Here is a 16423-nt window from a genome sequence, read left to right as displayed (position 1 = left end):
GGCTAGAGCAGGGGACTGAAGAGATAGAAAAATTGCTCGAACAGCCGCTTCAGCAGGGGGCGCTGGCGCCATTGTCTGGCATCAATTTCTGTGGTGTTTTCCAGGTAACGCCGTTGCAGTTGGCTAAGCTGTTCGGTGAATTTGGGATCATCTATGGCCAGGGTCACCTCGAAGTTCAGCCATAGGCTGCGCATATCCAGGTTGACAGTGCCGACCAGGCAGTGGGTGTCGTCTATCACCACAGACTTGGTATGCAACATGCCGCCATTGTATCTGTGCAGCCTGACACCGGCGCTGAGCAGTTCGCCGAAGAAGGCGCGGCTGGCCCACTCCACCATCAGGGAGTCATTCCTGCCAGGGACTATGATGTCGAGCCGAATACCGCGTCTGGCCGCAGATTCGAGTGCAAACAACAGGAGTTCACTGGGAACCAGATAGGGCGTGGTGATGACGATACTCTTCCTGGCCTGGTAGATGGATTGCAGCAGGGCCTGATGAATGATTTCCTCGGGCATCCCAGGTCCAGAGGGGATGACCTGGACCACATCCAGGGGGGCGACGGCGGGGCAACTTTGCTGCGCCGGTGGCGTGCTGAAGTGGCGCTCCTGAGTCTCGTTTTCCCAGTCCCAGGCGTGGATGCAATCCAGTACCGACACGGCCGGGCCCGCGATCCTGACCATGATGTCGACCCATTTGCCTATGTTGGATCCGACTTTGAAGTAATCCGGGTCGACAAGATTCATCGAGCCGGTATAGGCGATGAGGTTGTCGATGACGACTATCTTGCGATGCAAACGCAGATCCAGGCGTTGGAAAAACATCCTGAAAGGCGACACATTCAGGGCCGCCACCACTTCGACGCCGGCATCCGTGAGCGTTTCGGGCCATTGGCTGTTGAAGAATTCCCGGCTGCCGGCGGCGTCGAGCAGCAGCTTGATGCTGACGCCGCGGGCCGCCGCCTGGCATAGGGCTTCGGCCACCTCATCGGCCAGTCCGCCCGGGTACCAGATGTAAAATTCGATATGTATGCTGTGCTGTGCCGCGGCGATATCTTCGACCAATTGCGTCAGTATCTGTGCGGGAATGGATTGCAGGCTGAGCTTGTGTCCGCTCAGGGCCGAGATCCCCAATTGGCGCTCGCACAGGGCGTTGATGGACTTACCATAGGGTCGCAGGGCCTCGGTATCCGGCAGACAATCCCGGTAGGCGCGCCGGAACCAGCGGGCATAGGGACCGAAGGTTTGCTTGGCGCGCTTGGCACGCTTGCGGCCTAAGTTGAGCTCACCGAACAACAGGTAGGCCAGGATCCCCACCAGGGGCAACACATAGATGATCATCAGCCAGGCGAACGACACCCCTATGGCGCGGCGTTTGAACACCACCCTGAGGGTGATGGCGGCGACAGCAAACCAGTAGACGTTGAACCACAGCAGTGTGATGGCGTGATAAACTTGTTCCATGGGTGGCCATTATCGGTTAAATTATGAGCTTATGGATGATGTCAGTGTGCATGGTGTTTGGGTTAGTAGGCAATCATCTTCCAGCCCTATGCTTGCGCCTGCATCCTGAAGGCGAACAGCGAAATCCCCGTAAGTATAGTTCGCCTGGCGCCTAAGCCTGCGCCAGGATGCTTTCATTATATGGGCTTATGGTTGAAAACCGGGTGCCTGGATTGACCCGCCTGCCCATTCCACGCCGGCTGGACGATGCAAAGCTTTAGATGCAGTTAGATGCAGAGGGCTTAGATACTGAGGATCTGGATACAGAGAACTTTATGAGTCATCCCCCATTACGCCGGCCCGGGCCGGCACGTTTACTTATCTTGTTGTCTATGACCTCTGCCGTGCTCTGCCTGGCATTGTGGTTGGATACGGCCCTGAGCTTCGACGGCCAGCCGGGGATCAGCCGCACCTTGTCGCACAACGATTTTTCCGCTGCCTGCACCTCGGCCAAGCCATCGGCTGCCGTGCCCTTAGCCATGCCCCTGGCGCAAGCCGAGACTCAAGCTCCCGCCCTGGATCGCCAAGGGCAACTCAGGGTGTCGGTGTGGAACATCTACAAGCAGAGTCTGCCGGGCTGGGACAGGCGCTTAGCCGAGCAATTGCAAAGCCAACAGCTGGTATTGTTGCAGGAAGTCGGCCTGACCCCGGCGCTGGCGACGTTGCTGCGCAGCAATCATAGCCAGACCCTGTTGGCGAAAGCCTTTCGTTGGCAGGATACCGTCTATGGGGTGATGAATATCAGCCGCAACGTGGCCGGCGATGGCTGCGCCGAGTTGGCGACCGAGCCCTGGACTCGGATCCCCAAGGCCGCGATCTTGGCCTATTACCCCCTGAGCAACGGCCAGCGACTGCTGGTCATCAATCTTCATGGGGTGAACTTCTCCTGGGATCTGGATGGCTATCGCCGGCAATTGCAGTCCTTGGTTCGGGTCCTGGCGCGGCACACAGGACCGGTGATCTTCGCCGGTGACATCAATACCTGGCGCCAGGCACGGCAGCAGATGTTGGATGATGCCTTGTTGCCACAGGGGCTGACCGAAGCCAGCCTGGTGCCGGATCTGCGCCGCCGGGTCATGGGGCTGCCACTGGATCACCTCTATTACCGCGGCTTGACCCAACTCGATGGCGAGGCGCTGTCGACCCCGGCCTCGGATCATAACCTCCTGAGTGTCAGTTTCGGCCTGATGCCGACACAGACTCAGTGAGCCCTGCCTCCATATCATAATGTAACAAAGCGTGTTTTCGTCCGGCTTATGGCTGCAATTAGCTTAGTAACATGATTTACTTAGGCAATTTTGCGTCCATCTGTAAGGAAAATTATAATGAAAAAAGCAACCCTGGCATTGGCGATCGCCCTGTCGTTGGGCGTTACCGCCTGTCAGACCCAGACGCTGGAAGCGCCGATGGCGCCCCAGGCTGTGGTCAACGCCGAGTTCAACCAATTCGCCGGCCAATTCATCGAGGCCCTATGGCAACTGGCCCCGACCTGGGCCCTGTATAACGGCTACCACAAGTATGACGCAGTGCTGGAAATCCCCGATGCGGCCGCACGGGAGAAGACCTTGGGCTTCGTGGCGGCGCAGCGGGCGCTGTTGACGGCATACGATACCCGGGCGCTGACGCCCAGTGAGCTTATCGATTATAAACTCATCGACAACCTGCTCGGCAGCATGCAATGGGAAGTGGAGCGCTTCAAGTCATGGCAATGGGACCCTTCAAGCTACAATGTGGCCGGCGGTTTCGCCCAGATCATCAACGAGAATTTTGCCCCGCTCGATGTCAGGCTGAGATCTGTGCTGGCTCGCCTGGAGCATGTGCCCGAATATTATGCCGCCGCCCGCAGCAACATAGAGAATCCGACCCTGGAGCATACCCAGCTGGCCGTGATGCAGAACGAGGGCGCTTTTTCCGTGTTCTCCGATGAATTGCTGCAACAGGTGCAGGACTCTGGGCTGAGCCAGGAAGAGCAGGCCAGCTTCCGCCAACGCTTCGCCGCGGCGACCCAGGCTATTCATCAGCATATCGACTGGCTCAAGCAATTGCAGACCCGACTCGAGCGTGACGGTGCCCGCAGTTTCCGTATCGGCGAAGACCTGTACGAGGAAAAATTCGCCTTCGACATTCAGTCGGGCATGAGCGCCAAACAGCTGTACCATAAGGCGCTGGCGGACAAAGACAAGGTGCAGGCCGAAATGGCCAAGATCACCACCAAGCTATGGCCCAAGTATTTCACTGTGCCCCAGCCCAAGGACGACAGAGAAGCGATCCGTACCCTGATAGACAAGTTGTCGAGCCGGCATGTGCAGCGCGATGACTTCGTTGCCGAAGTGCGGGCGCAGATCCCCGAGTTGATCAAGTTTGTCAACGACAAGCAACTCTTGACCCTGGATCCCAAGAAGCCGCTGGTGGTACGGGAAACTCCTGAGTATATGCGCGGTTATGCCGGGGCTTCCATCAGTGCCCCCGGCCCCTATGAGCGCTCGGGTAACACTTACTACAATGTCAGCCCCCGGGATGGCATGAGCGACGCGCAAGCCGAGAGTTATCTGCGGGAATACAATCATTGGATATTGCAGGTGCTCAACATACATGAAGCCATCCCGGGTCACTACAGCCAGCTGGTGTATTCCAACCAATCGCCCAGTCTGGTGAAGAGCCTGTTCGGTAATGGCGCCATGATCGAGGGCTGGGCCGTTTACACCGAGCGCATGATGCTGGAGCAGGGCTATGGTGATTTCGAGCCTGAGATGTGGCTCATGTACTACAAATGGAACCTGAGGGTGATCTGTAACACCATTCTTGATTACAGCATTCAGGTCAAGGGCATGACCAAGGAAGAGGCGATAGCCTTGATGACGGAGCAGGCCTTCCAGCAGCAGGCCGAGGCGGAGGGCAAGTGGCGCCGCGCCAGTCTGAGCCAGGTGCAGCTGACCAGCTACTATGCCGGCTTCCGTGAGATTTATGACTTCCGCGAAGAGCTGAAACAAGCCCAGGGCAAGGACTTCGATCTCAAGCGCTTCCATGAGACCTTCCTCGGCTATGGCAGTGCCCCGGTAAAATATATCCGGAGCCTGATGTTGGCATCGCAATAGGCCATAAGCCAAACCCAGAGCGAATAAGGCCGGCGATTGCCGGCCTTATGTTTTTTCGGTTGTACCACGTTGCCAAGCCGAGGAATTTGCAGCCGTTATCCGCTTTTACGCTGGAGATCCAATTTTTCTCATGATAATCTTAATGGAAATTATTCGCATTTATCATTTTGTTGTTATGAGTAAAATATTGTTAGTGGATGACGACAGTGTCTATCGCGCCGTAGTGGCCGAGGCACTGATGACAGAGGGACACGAGTTGCTTCAGGCAGAGGACAGTCTGCAAGCCCTGGAACGACTGGCCTATTTCTCGCCCGATATCCTGCTCTTGGCTCCCATGATGCCGGATCTCGATGACTTGGCCTTGATGCTCAGCCTCAAGACCCAGATCCCTGTGATCATCATGTCCGCGAGCGACAACCAGGCGCTGCGCATCCGATGCCATGAGATGGGTGCCGATGATTTCCTCACTAAACCCATTCACATAGAAACCCTGTCAATCCGCATCGGAGCCATCTTGCGGCGCGTCGCCCTGAGCCGGGCTTGGGCCGGTCGAGAGCATAAACGCCGGGAGGGGGCAGAAGCGCCGCACCGACAGGCGGAAAAACAGGAAACTGAAGGCGACGGCGAGTGGGTTAGCTTCGATGAGAGCCGTTATTGTGTGCACCTGGGACGGCGGCGCCTCACATTGACCCAGACAGAGTTTCGTCTGTTCAGGTACCTGTTCGAACGCCGGGGCCAGGTAGTGACCAAGCAGGAGCTGCAACTCGGAGTATTGCATAAGGAACACGGGCGTTTCGATCGTAATCTGGACATGCATATCAGCAATACCAGACGCAAATTGGCCCAGACTCAATTGCCGCGGTCCCTGATCGCCACCGTCAGGGGCCGGGGTTACTGTTTCGCGCCTGTCTGATGTCTGAGCAGCGAGTGTGCAGTTAACAGGCTCGCGCCCCGTTTACGCCGGGATGGGTGTGCTTTCATTTTCCCATTTCCGGCTTTTGGTTTATCCTATGGCCATTAATTTGAGGCCAAGACCTCATATACCGGGCGCCCGGCGCGCTAATCAAGTAAAGGAAGCTACCATGAGGATCAGTGCCAACTTCGATGGCGGAAACATCCAAGTCATCAACCTGGATAACAAAGATGATATACAGCTGGCCATACGTCCGGACGAGGGCGGTGAGTTTTACCAGTGGTTTAACTTCAGGTTCGAAGGCCTGGTCGGCGAGAGCTACAAGCTCAACCTGGTCAATGCCGCCGGCGCCTCCTACCCCAAGGGCTGGGAAAACTACCAGGCGGTCGCCTCCTACGACAGGCAGGAATGGTTCCGTCTGCCGACCCAATACCAGGACGGCAAGCTGAGCATAGAGGTCGAACTGGCCGCCGAGGCGATCCAGATTGCCTATTTCGCTCCTTACAGCTATGAACGTCATCTGGATCTGCTCAGTGCCAGCCAACTGCACCCGCTGGCGGGCCTGGAACATCTGGGACTGACACTGGATGGCAGGGACATCAGCTTGATCAAGGTCGGCGATCAGGACGAGAGCAAGCGCAACATCTGGATCACCGCCAGGCAGCATCCCGGCGAGACCATGGCCGAATGGCTGGTCGAGGGCCTGCTCAAGCGCCTGCTGGATCAGGATTGCGCCACCGCCAGGGCCCTGCTGGACAAGGCCAACTTTTACATAGTGCCCAACATGAACCCGGACGGCAGCGTCCGTGGTCATCTGCGGACCAATGCGGCCGGGGTCAACCTCAACCGTGAATGGCAGAGTCCGAGCCTGGAGAAGAGCCCCGAGGTCTATCATGTGGTCAACAAGATGAAGGAAACGGGTGTCGATCTCTTTTACGATGTCCACGGCGATGAAGGTCTGCCCTATGTGTTCCTCGCCGGCTGTGAGGGCGTACCTGCCTACAGCCACAGGCTGGCCCAGTTGCAGGATAAGTTTGTCGCCGCACTCGGGCTGGCGAGCGCCGATTTCCAGACCACCCATGGCTATGATAAGGATGAGCCGGGCAAGGCGAACCTGACGGTCGGCTCCAACTGGGTCGCCCACACCTTCGATTGCCTGTCCAATACCCTGGAAATGCCCTTCAAGGATAATGACAATCTGCCGGACGAATTCGTGGGTTGGTCTCCCGAGCGTTGTGCTTACCTGGGTGAGGCATCCCTGATCGCCATGTTGGCGGTGGTTAATAACCTGAGATAACAGAGGAATTATGGCGTTAATTAAATGCCCGGTTTGCCACAAGCGTATCTCGAGCCAGGCGAGCCGTTGTCAGCACTGCCAGGCGGATCTGAGCGGTAATACCGAGTCCCTGGCGCGGATTAGCCATATACAGCAATCCAATCGCCTGATGAATCAAAGTTTCCTGGCCTTGACCCTGTTCATTGCCGGGGTAGTGATCTGGTTTTGGGGCGGTGAACCGGCCGAAGGGCTGCGTGCCTATATCGCCGGCGGCTGCTTCGCGTTGGGGTTTGTGGGTTACATGATCACTCGGGTGAGGATCATATTGCATAAGCGGAAGAGTGTATGACAGATATCAATCAAGTGATAGAGCAGATGCCGGTGGAAGTCTATGAGCGCCTGCTTTCGGCGGTCGAATTGGGTAAGTGGGAAGATGGCTCAGTGCTCAGCCAGGCACAGCGCGAGTCGACCCTGCAGGTGGTGATGCTGTATCAGGCCCGCAAGCTGGACCAGCAGGAGCATTTCACCATCAACGCCAGGGGCGCCATCAATGAGCTGTCCAAGAGCGAGTTGAAGAAGCAATTTCGCGGTGAGACCATAGCCGACTTCAAAGAGTCCGAACTCTGATTTGGTGCGCCTTAATTGGCGTCTGAGCTGCTTTGCTGTTTAAGTATTTCACCGCAGGCATAGCTCTGCCGACATGAGCGTCAATCCATAAAAAAGCCCGGGAATCCGGGCTTTTTTATGTTTGTTGCCTGGTAACGCCTCAGTCCGGGGTCAATTCACCAACCAAATTCTGCAGCATCGCCTGTTTTATCTCATCTGGCTGCAAATTTTTCGAAAGCAAATAGTGCAGTTTCGCCAAGGCCGCTTCTATGGTCATGTCGGCGCCGCTGATCACCCCGGCCTTGGCCAGGGCATTGCCGGTAGCATAACCGCCCATATTCACCTTGCCCTGGAAGCATTGGGTCAGATTGACCAGCACTATACCGCGCTCGTCCGCTTCCTTGAGGGTCGCCAGCAAGGCCGGATCCTGGGGCGCATTGCCGACACCGAAGGTCAGCAGGATCAGGGCCCTCACGGGTTGTTGCAGTATGTTCTTGAAGATATCGGTGGAGATCCCCGGATACAGGGTCACCACCCCCACGGGCTGAGGGCTGATGCTGGCCACTTGCAGCGGCCTGTCGCTGGCTGTGGCTATCTTGCCGGCGTGCAGGTTGATCTTGATGCCGGCCTCCAGCAGGAGCGGGAAGTTAGGCGAGGCGAAGGCATCGAAGCCATCGGCATGGGCCTTGGTCGAGCGGTTACCGCGAAACAGCTTGTTATTGAAGAAGAGACAGACTTCGGCAACCGGGTAGTTGGCGGCAATATACAGAGAATTCAAAAGGTTGGTTTGGCCATCGGATCTCAGCTGCGCCAACGGGATCTGCGAGCCCGTGACTATTACCGGCTTGGATAGCCCCTGTAACATGAAGGACAGCGCCGATGCCGTGTAGGCCATGGTATCTGTGCCATGCAAGATCACGAAGCCATCGTATTTGTGGTAATTGGCCTGGATATCGTCGGCGATCATCTGCCAGTCGGTAGGGGCCATATTGGAGGAGTCGATGAGCGGCTGATATTCGTGGATCACGAAATCCGGCATTTCCTCGTGATAGAACTCGGGCATGGACTGAACGCATTGGGTCAGAAATCCCGCCGCCGGGGCGAAGCCATTGGCGGTCTTCTGCATGCCTATGGTACCGCCTGTGTAGGCGACGTAAATCGAACGTTTGGTCATTAGTGTCTGTATTCGTTGCTGCGAGTGGCTTGATTATAAGGGCTAGCCTGGGTAAACCCAACAGCTTGACGACAATAAAAAAGCCCGGAAAACCGGGCTTAGGGACTCATGATGATCAATGGGTGTCTGGGCTATCAGTAGTTGCAGTCGTCGCAATAGAGATAGACACCATTGGGGTCATCGAAAGCGGCGAACTCCTGCACGGCGCCGGCCCACTGTGCCAGCACACGTTCGAATACCGAGGTATGAGTCAGGCTGGGAGGCAGATAGCTGGCGACCGAGCCAAACATGCGCTGCATGAACAGCTGTTCGGGTGTTAATTCCTGCTCTATGACTCTGGTGTCGAACTTGCCCAGCTTGGCCAGTTCGACCGCCTTGCCTATGGCGGCATCTATGTCGCCCAGCTCATCGACCAATCCCAGCTCAAACGCCTTCTTGCCCGTCCATACATGGCCCTGGGCTATCTTATCCACTTGCTCCAGGGTCATGTGGCGCTCCCTGGCGACCAGAGAAATAAACTCATGGTAGCCACGTTCTATGTTGCGCTGGATGACGGCCTGCACCTGGGGAGAGAGGCTGCGGGTGACGGACAAGCCGGCCCACTCAGAGGTAGATACCCCATCCGTGTAGATCCCCAGGCTGGCGAGCGAGTCTTCGAAGGTCGCCAACATGCCGAAGATGCCTATGGAGCCTGTGAGTGTGGTCGGGGTGGCGTAGATATAGTCGGCACTGGCGGAGATCCAATACCCCCCGGACGCGGCCAGGCTGCCCATGCTGACCACCACAGGTTTACCCGCGGCCTTGAGGGCCAGCAGTTCCTGGCGTATCTGCTCGGAGGCGAAGGCGCTGCCGCCGGGGCTGTCTACCCTGAGTACCACGGCCTTTACCTGATCGTCGAAGCGCGCCTTGCGCAGCAAGGCGGAAGTGCTGGCACCGCCAATCTGACCCGAAGGCTGATTGCCGTTGAGTATGGTGCCCTTGGCCACTATGATGCCGACCGTGTCCTGTGGCACCAGGGAAGGGGTCGGTGCCACCAGGGCCAGGTAGTCGTTGAAATGCACTTGCCTGAAGCTGTCGCCCTGGCTGGACTTGCCTACGCTGGCTATCATGGCGGTGCGGAAGCGCTCGTCGGAGGCGAGTTCATCGACCCACTTCATGTTGATGGCCATGGTGGCGGCATCACCCTCGGCCTTATCCAATTCGGCCAGATAACGCTCGGCGTCGGGAACCAGATCGGCCGCATCTATGCCGCGATTGGCGGCGACAGTGGCGGCATAGCTCTGCCAGATATCCGTCAACAGCTCGCCGTTGGCTTCCTTGGCAGCCGCCGACATGTCATCACGAATATAGGGCTCCACCGCAGATTTGAAGGTACCGACCCGGAACACATGGGTGTGGATCTTGAGTTTATCCAGGGCCGTCTTGTAATACTGGCGATAGCGGCTCAAGCCGTTGAGCAGCACTTGCCCCTGGGGATTGAGATAGAGGGTATCGGCATAGCTGGCCAGAAAATACTGATTCTGTTCGTAATAGTTGCCTATGGCGAACACCTTTTTGCCTGTGGCCTTGAAGCCTTCCAATGCCTCACCTATGGTTTGCAGCTTGCTGACCCCGGCGGATCTCAGCTCGGACAAGTCCAGCACCAGGCTGCTGATCCTGTCGTCTGTGGCGGCATTGTTGATCACATAGAGCACGTCGGCCAGCAGGATCTCGCCGTCAACATCGACACCTTCACCTTGCTTGAATGCCGCTTCTAAGGGGTCTACCGGCCGCTTCTGCTCGACGATCGCGCCGGCCAGATCCAATACCAGGGCCGAGTTATCTTCGACTTCTATGTGTTCACTGCTGAAGAGGACGACCAGCACCAGCGCCAGCAGACCAAAAAAGACCAAATTAAGGATCGCCTTGCGAACCCCGTTGAGGGTATTCCAAATGAGTAAAGATATATTCTTTAAAAACGAGGGTTTAGCGGACATTGGCCACTCCTTTATCTATCCAATGGGCCAATGCTAACCGAAAACACCCCAGGAGGCTAAAAACAATTGTAAGGCTTTTTAATCTTTGTACTTGTTGCCGGTAGTTGAGCTTAATTCCGTCACAGGGTATGCTGATTTAAATCACTTGTTTAAAAAGGACGTTTGAATGTCGTTTCCGCATTTATTAGAACCCTTAGATCTGGGCTTTACCCGGCTGAAAAATCGTGTGCTCATGGGTTCCATGCATACGGGCCTGGAAGAAGAAAAGGGCGGCTTCGAGAAACTGGCACAATTTTACCGCGAACGGGCAGAGGGTGGTGTTGGCCTGATAGTCACCGGCGGGATCTCGCCCAATCTGCGCGGCCGTCTCACGCCCCATGCCTGCCAGCTGAGCTTTCCCTGGCAGGTGGCCAAACACAGGATAGTGACCCAGGCGGTGCATCAGGCCGGCGGCAAGATCTGCATGCAAGTGCTGCACGCAGGGCGCTACGGTTACCATCCTTTCTCGCTGGCACCGAGCAAGATCAAATCTCCCATCACCCCCTTCACCCCTTCGGCCATGTCTGCCAGACAGGTGCGCGGCACCATCAAGGATTACGCCAACAGCGCCGCGTTGGCGAGAAAAGCAGGCTATGACGGCATCGAAGTCATGGGCTCAGAGGGCTACCTCATCAACCAGTTTGTCAGTGCCAGGACCAATGATCGCAACGATGCCTGGGGCGGCAGCTTCGAGAAGCGGGCGGCCTTTCCGCTGGAGATAGTCAGGGCGATCCGCGCCAAGGTCGGCAGCGACTTCATCATCATCTTCCGCCTCTCAATGCTGGATCTGGTCGACAAGGGATCGAGCTGGGACGAAGTGGTGCAGCTGGCGAAATGGCTGGAACAGGCCGGGGTGTCGATCATCAATACCGGCATAGGCTGGCATGAGGCCAGGGTGCCTACCATAGCCACCAGCGTGCCTCGCGGGGCGTTTTCCTGGGTGACAGAGAAGCTCAAGCGCGAGGTATCTGTGCCGCTTATCGCCACCAATCGCATCAATACTCCGGAGATCGCCGAGCAGATCCTGGCCTCGGGTCAGGCGGACATGGTCTCCATGGCCCGGCCTTTCCTGGCCGATCCCGAGTTCGTCAACAAGGCGGCCAGTGGCCAGAGCGAGTTGATCAATACCTGCATCGGCTGCAACCAGGCCTGTCTGGATCACACCTTCGCCCTCAAACGTGCGACCTGCCTGGTGAATCCCAGGGCCTGCTATGAAACCGAAATCAATTTCAGCGCCACGGCCAACAAGAAACGCATCGCAGTGATGGGCGCAGGTCCGGCGGGAATGGCGTTTTCCGTCTATGCCGCCAGCCGGGGCCATGAGGTGGTCTTGTTCGAGGCAAAATCCGAGGTCGGCGGTCAGTTCAACCTGGCACGCAAGATCCCGGGCAAGGAAGAATTCAACGAGACTATAAGGTATTTCGTCAACCAGCTGGCGTTGCATAAGGTCGAACTCAGGCTCAACACGCGCCTGGATGCGGACACGCTCGCCGCCGAGCATTTCGACGAGGTGGTTGTCGCCGCCGGGGTCGTCCCCAGATTGCTGGATCTGCCCGGTTTCGACGATGCCAGGGTGGTGGATTATCAGGCCGTGCTCAGCGGCCAAGTCGAGTTGGGTGACAAGGTGGCGCTGATAGGTGCCGGCGGCATCGGCTTCGACATGGCGCACTTCCTCTGCGAGCCCGAGTCCAGCAGCCTGGATACGGATAAGTGGCTGCAACAATGGGGCATAGACAAGGCGTACCGACAGGCGGGTGGTCTGACGACGCCACAGACAGGGACCGAGACAGAGACCGGAGCGGCGCGCCAGGTGCATTTGCTGCAGCGCAAGTCTTCCAAGATGGGCAAGGGGCTGGGCAAAACCACCGGCTGGATCCACCGCGCAGTGCTCAAGCAGCATGGGGTCGAGATGCAGACAGGGGTCAGCTATGAGAAGTTCGACGCTGCCGGACTGCACATCAGGGTGGGGGACGAGTCCAGCGTGCTGGCGGTCGACAACGTGGTGCTCTGTGCCGGCCAAGAGTCGAACCTCAGCCTGGTCGATGAGATGAAGGCATCGGGTTTGCCCGTGCATCTCATAGGTGGGGTCGATGTGGCGGCCGAGCTCGATGCCAAGCGTGCCATACGTCAGGGCGCCGAGTTGGCGATGCGTATCTAAACCCTGGCTGCTCGCCAATGCCTGCCATGGGCTAGGCTGGGTAGCGCAACGAAAGCCTGATAACCATCAGGCTTTTTTATTGCCTGGCCCGGCGGCAATAGCACGGCTGTGTCATGCCCCTTAGCTCACCAAGCGGATGGCAAAAAATGTCGCCTAAGCTTGCCGGCCCCTTGCACTGAGCCGTCACAGGGCAGAAAATAGCGCCCAGACACATTTTGTCATTCTTGAATGGGGAGCTATCTTAGACATGGAAGCGGGCAGTCAGCACAATTTGAATCAAAAGCTCACCCTGCTATGCAGGCTTGAGCCCGGATGTCTAGGGCCAGATGGGGCGCAGCACATAGAAGCCTTCTGTACCCTGGCGCAACAGGCATTGCAGAGCTACCGGGCCGACATCGCCATTTGGCAACTGACCCCCCGTTATGACAAACGCTTGAGTGAAATGAGCTATCGCCTGGGTGACAGACCGCTGACGCCCGCCCAGAGCGACAAGTACCTGGCTTTATTCAACCTGAGCCTGGATGAGTTTGAAGAAAAGTTTCAGGACAAGTTGACCGGCCTGATAACGCAGTTTCTGGCGCGGCACTCGCGCAATTAGCAGCTAGGGCCTGTGCCGGCTGGCGCCGGCGTCAATGGACTATTAATAAGGTTAATAAGGAACAGCAGATGAAAACACCTATTCCAGCCAGTGCCGGCAAGCATATCTTGATCACCGGCGCCAATCGTGGCCTGGGACTGGCCTTGACCCGCTTGTATCTCGATGCCGGCTGGCAGGTGACCGCCTGCTGCCGTCACCCCGACTCGGCCACAGAGCTGGGTGCCTTGCTCGAAGCCTATGAGGCACTGGAGATTTTCGAGCTGGATGTCACGGTTCAGGAGTCTATCGATGCCCTGGCCGAGACTTTTGCGGGCGAACCCCTGGATCTGCTGCTCAACAACGCGGGTATCTATGGCCCCAATGGTCTCAGGTTTGGCACCACGGATGTCGATGCCTGGCAGCGGGTGTTGGCGGTCAATAGCATAGCGCCGCTGAAACTGGCCGAGGCATTCCATCCTCAGCTCAAGCTCGCCGGCAAGGCCATCATAGCCAACATCTCCTCCAAGATGGGCAGTATGACAGATAACACCAGTGGCGGCGCTTACTTGTATCGCTCCTCCAAGGCGGCACTCAACGCCGTCAGCCGCAGCATGGCGATCGATTTAGCCGCCGATGGCATCTCAGTGGTCGCGCTGCATCCTGGCTGGGTGCGGACCGACATGGGCGGTCCGCAGGGCCTGATAGACACAGAAGAGTCGACTCGCGGACTCAAGGCGCTGTTGGATAAGCTAACCCCAGATCAGAGCGGCGGTTTCTTCGACTATCGGGGCAATGCCGTTCCCTGGTAGCCGCGTCGGTTGAGGCGGCGCCTTCACTGCGGTGCCGCCCGACCTTGCTGGGCCGAGGCGATTTTTTCGTATTCAGTTACAAAAATTGCCGGCAGACCGCAAGCTAAATGCTTGTGTGAAGAGTGAAATATCAGCATCTTGGTGACGGTTTAACAGTCAATCGAAGTCCCTCGGCTTCGATCTAATCCAGGAGGTGACATGAAACCATTGCTGACACTCTCAATAGGTTTGGCGCTCTTGAGCCCGCCCGCCATGGCTAAGGTGCTCGAGTCCAAGGCGGTATTCGATCTCGAATACGCCAGTCAACTGGCGATCACCGACAAGGGTGATCTCGTGTATTTCGTACGCAACCGCATGGACATAGACACGGACAAACAGGTGGGCAACATCTGGTCTGTGGATACCCGGACCCAGGCATTGCGTCCCGTCACCACCGGGCTGCATTACGATTTCTCGCCGCTATTGTCACCGGACCAGAGCCGGCTGGCATTTATTTCGACCCGCAGCGGCAAGCCGCAGCTGTTCATCAAATGGCTGGATACGGGCGCGACCGCCATGATAAGCCATCTGCCCGAGCCGCCTCAGGGATTGAGCTGGTCGCCGGATAGCAAACAGTTAGCCTTCAGCATGTTCGTGCCCGACAAGCCCAATCGTCCTGTGAGCTTCAGTGGCAAACCCGAGGGCGCCGAGTGGGCCGACGACGCCATCTATATAGATGAGGTTTTCTATCGCCAGGATGGTGCCGGCTACAACCGGCCAGGCGCGGTGCAGCTTTTCACCTTGCCGGCCGAGGGGGGCAATCCACGCCAGCTCACCTTCGATAAGTACGATCACCAGGGCAAGCTGAGTTGGACCCCGGATGCGGCGGAAATTTATTTCTCGGCCAATCCCCGACAGGCCTCGGGTTTAGCACCCATGAACTCGGAGATCTTTGCCCTTAAACTCAGCGATGCCAGTGTGCGTCAGATCACCGACAGGGATGGTCCCGACTCGACACCTCAGATCTCACCCGATGGCAAGCTGCTGGCCTATCTGGGCTTCGATGACAAGAAGAGCAACTACGAGAATGCCAGGCTTTATATCAAGCCCCTTGCCGGCGGCGAGGCCAGGGCCATCACCCTGGATCTGGACCGGAGTGTCGACGACATGCGCTGGGCGGCAAACAGCAAGGGCCTCTACATTCAATATGAAGACAGAGGCACCAATACCTTGGCTTACCAACCTCTGTCGGGCGAGCGTCAGCTGCTGACCCATGAGGTGGGCGGCACGTTCCTGGGACGGCCCTATACCTCGGGCAGCTTTGCCTTGGCCAAGGATGGCACCTTGGCCTTCCCACTCGCGGATCCCCAGAGACCGGCGGATGTCGCAGTCTTGCATGGCGACGAGGTCAAACGCCTGACCCGACTGAACCAGGATGCCTTGGGGCAAACCTCTTTGGGCAAGGTGGAAGAGATTGCGTTCAAGTCCAGCGTTGATGGCCTGAACATCCAGGGCTGGATCCTCTATCCGCCCGGTTTCGATGGGTCGAAAAAGTACCCTCTGCTGCTGGAAATCCACGGCGGACCGGTCGCGGCTTACGGGCCTCAGTTTGCCGCCGAGCTGCAGCTGTATGCCGCCCGGGGTTACGTGGTGCTCTACCTGAACCCAAGGGGCAGCAGTTCCTATGGCAAGGACTTCGCCCAGCAAATTTACCATCAGTATCCGAGCAAGGACTTCGATGATCTGATGGCAGGGGTCGATGCCGTCATCGCCAAGGGCTTCATCGACGAGCGTAAAGTCTTTGTCACTGGAGGCTCGGGTGGCGGTACCCTGACGGCCTGGATAGTGGGGCATACCGACAGGTTTACCGCCGCCGTGGTGGCCAAGCCGGTGATCAACTGGTTCAGCTTCGTACTGACGGCGGACTTTTATCCCTTCTTCTCCCAATATTGGTTCCCGCAGAAACCCTGGGAAGATCCGGAACTCTATATGAAGCTGTCGCCCATCAGCTATGTCGGCAACATGCGCACTCCCACCATGTTGTTGACCGGGGAGGCGGATCATCGCACCCCCATTTCTGAGTCCGAGCAATTGTATCAGGCGTTGAAACTCAAGGGGGTGGATACCGCCATGGTACGCATTCCCAACGCGGGTCATGGCATTACCGCCAGGCCCTCGAACCTGATGGCCAAGGTGGAATATATTCTCTGGTGGTTCGGCAAGTATGGCGGGCCGCAGGCGGCGGAAGACGCCAAGGCGGATAAGGACATGTCAGGGAAGGAGAGTCTCTAGCGCTGGGCTGTGTGCGGTATCAGCAATGAA

Annotated in this window: 13 protein-coding genes; 10 read left to right on the top strand and 3 right to left on the bottom strand. The window is 57.4% G+C overall.

All coding sequences use genetic code 11. The features are described 5' to 3' along the window. Nucleotides 1–2: 2 nt before the first annotated feature. Nucleotides 3–1460 carry a cardiolipin synthase gene (gene cls, locus HC757_RS02535; RefSeq protein ID WP_169562719.1) on the bottom strand — a complete coding sequence of 486 codons (1458 nt, stop codon included), beginning with the start codon at nucleotides 1458–1460 and terminating at the stop codon, nucleotides 3–5. A 314-nt stretch (nucleotides 1461–1774) separates the two neighbouring features. Here cls and HC757_RS02530 point away from each other — a divergent pair, with 314 nt between their 5' ends. The 6 genes from HC757_RS02530 to HC757_RS02505 all read left to right on the top strand — a co-directional run bounded on the left by HC757_RS02530 (nucleotide 1775) and on the right by HC757_RS02505 (nucleotide 7410). Then, entirely contained in the window at nucleotides 1775–2707 is a 933-nt protein-coding gene (locus tag HC757_RS02530; protein WP_169562718.1) for an endonuclease/exonuclease/phosphatase family protein, read from the top strand. Between the two features lie 117 nt (nucleotides 2708–2824). Further along, entirely contained in the window at nucleotides 2825–4594 is a 1770-nt protein-coding gene (locus HC757_RS02525; RefSeq protein WP_169562717.1) for a DUF885 domain-containing protein, read from the top strand. Between the two features lie 175 nt (nucleotides 4595–4769). Beyond that, nucleotides 4770–5507 (top strand): response regulator transcription factor, encoded by a 738-nt coding sequence (locus HC757_RS02520; RefSeq protein ID WP_169562716.1) that lies wholly within the window; start codon nucleotides 4770–4772, stop codon nucleotides 5505–5507. Nucleotides 5508–5676: 169 nt separating this feature from the next. Then, the gene (locus HC757_RS02515) at nucleotides 5677–6804 is read left to right on the top strand and encodes a M14 family metallopeptidase (RefSeq protein ID WP_169562715.1); all 1128 of its coding nucleotides are present in this window, start codon (nucleotides 5677–5679) and stop codon (nucleotides 6802–6804) included. A gap of 10 nt (nucleotides 6805–6814) precedes the next feature. Then, nucleotides 6815–7132, top strand: coding sequence for a zinc ribbon domain-containing protein (locus HC757_RS02510; protein ID WP_169562714.1), 318 nt, complete (start codon nucleotides 6815–6817; stop codon nucleotides 7130–7132). Continuing rightward, nucleotides 7129–7410, top strand: coding sequence for a YeaC family protein (locus tag HC757_RS02505; RefSeq protein ID WP_169562713.1), 282 nt, complete (start codon nucleotides 7129–7131; stop codon nucleotides 7408–7410). Before HC757_RS02510 ends, HC757_RS02505 begins: the two co-directional genes overlap by 4 nt. A gap of 139 nt (nucleotides 7411–7549) precedes the next feature. On the opposite strand, the gene ansA is transcribed toward HC757_RS02505, so the two are convergent. Together ansA and sppA are read right to left on the bottom strand one after the other, a co-directional pair. Continuing rightward, the gene (ansA, locus tag HC757_RS02500; protein WP_169562712.1) at nucleotides 7550–8563 is read right to left on the bottom strand and encodes an asparaginase; all 1014 of its coding nucleotides are present in this window, start codon (nucleotides 8561–8563) and stop codon (nucleotides 7550–7552) included. A gap of 134 nt (nucleotides 8564–8697) precedes the next feature. Further along, entirely contained in the window at nucleotides 8698–10539 is a 1842-nt protein-coding gene (gene sppA, locus HC757_RS02495; RefSeq protein ID WP_169562711.1) for a signal peptide peptidase SppA, read from the bottom strand. Between the two features lie 166 nt (nucleotides 10540–10705). Here sppA and HC757_RS02490 point away from each other — a divergent pair, with 166 nt between their 5' ends. From HC757_RS02490 to HC757_RS02475, 4 genes are all read left to right on the top strand, one after another. After that, nucleotides 10706–12736 (top strand): oxidoreductase, encoded by a 2031-nt coding sequence (locus HC757_RS02490; RefSeq protein ID WP_169562710.1) that lies wholly within the window; start codon nucleotides 10706–10708, stop codon nucleotides 12734–12736. A gap of 247 nt (nucleotides 12737–12983) precedes the next feature. After that, nucleotides 12984–13334: a hypothetical protein gene (locus tag HC757_RS02485; RefSeq protein WP_169562709.1), complete on the top strand. Its 351-nt coding sequence runs from the start codon at nucleotides 12984–12986 to the stop codon at nucleotides 13332–13334. Between the two features lie 68 nt (nucleotides 13335–13402). Beyond that, nucleotides 13403–14122: an SDR family oxidoreductase gene (locus HC757_RS02480; protein WP_169562708.1), complete on the top strand. Its 720-nt coding sequence runs from the start codon at nucleotides 13403–13405 to the stop codon at nucleotides 14120–14122. Nucleotides 14123–14320: 198 nt separating this feature from the next. Beyond that, a complete protein-coding gene (locus tag HC757_RS02475; protein WP_169562707.1) occupies nucleotides 14321–16393 on the top strand; it encodes a S9 family peptidase in 2073 nt (690 codons plus the stop codon). Nucleotides 16394–16423: the final 30 nt, after the last annotated feature.

This window comes from Shewanella salipaludis, from assembly GCF_012911865.1.
Taxonomy (GTDB): Bacteria; Pseudomonadota; Gammaproteobacteria; order Enterobacterales; family Shewanellaceae; genus Shewanella; species Shewanella salipaludis.
The sequence above is the reverse complement of the archived record's forward strand: the minus strand, read 5'-3'. Positions and strand labels throughout refer to the sequence as shown.

Bases quoted from the DNA above. Each gene is read 5' to 3' on its own strand.
- HC757_RS02510 (WP_169562714.1), top strand. From the start codon at position 6,815: ATGGCGTTAATTAAATGCCCGGTTTGCCACAAGCGTATCTCGAGCCAG.
- HC757_RS02520 (WP_169562716.1), top strand. From the start codon at position 4,770: ATGAGTAAAATATTGTTAGTGGATGACGACAGTGTCTATCGCGCCGTA.
- HC757_RS02485 (WP_169562709.1), top strand. From the start codon at position 12,984: ATGGAAGCGGGCAGTCAGCACAATTTGAATCAAAAGCTCACCCTGCTA.
- HC757_RS02475 (WP_169562707.1), top strand. From the start codon at position 14,321: ATGAAACCATTGCTGACACTCTCAATAGGTTTGGCGCTCTTGAGCCCG.
- HC757_RS02515 (WP_169562715.1), top strand. From the start codon at position 5,677: ATGAGGATCAGTGCCAACTTCGATGGCGGAAACATCCAAGTCATCAAC.
- HC757_RS02480 (WP_169562708.1), top strand. From the start codon at position 13,403: ATGAAAACACCTATTCCAGCCAGTGCCGGCAAGCATATCTTGATCACC.
- ansA (WP_169562712.1), bottom strand. From the start codon at position 8,563: ATGACCAAACGTTCGATTTACGTCGCCTACACAGGCGGTACCATAGGC.
- HC757_RS02530 (WP_169562718.1), top strand. From the start codon at position 1,775: ATGAGTCATCCCCCATTACGCCGGCCCGGGCCGGCACGTTTACTTATC.
- cls (WP_169562719.1), bottom strand. From the start codon at position 1,460: ATGGAACAAGTTTATCACGCCATCACACTGCTGTGGTTCAACGTCTAC.
- sppA (WP_169562711.1), bottom strand. From the start codon at position 10,539: ATGTCCGCTAAACCCTCGTTTTTAAAGAATATATCTTTACTCATTTGG.
- HC757_RS02505 (WP_169562713.1), top strand. From the start codon at position 7,129: ATGACAGATATCAATCAAGTGATAGAGCAGATGCCGGTGGAAGTCTAT.
- HC757_RS02525 (WP_169562717.1), top strand. From the start codon at position 2,825: ATGAAAAAAGCAACCCTGGCATTGGCGATCGCCCTGTCGTTGGGCGTT.
- HC757_RS02490 (WP_169562710.1), top strand. From the start codon at position 10,706: ATGTCGTTTCCGCATTTATTAGAACCCTTAGATCTGGGCTTTACCCGG.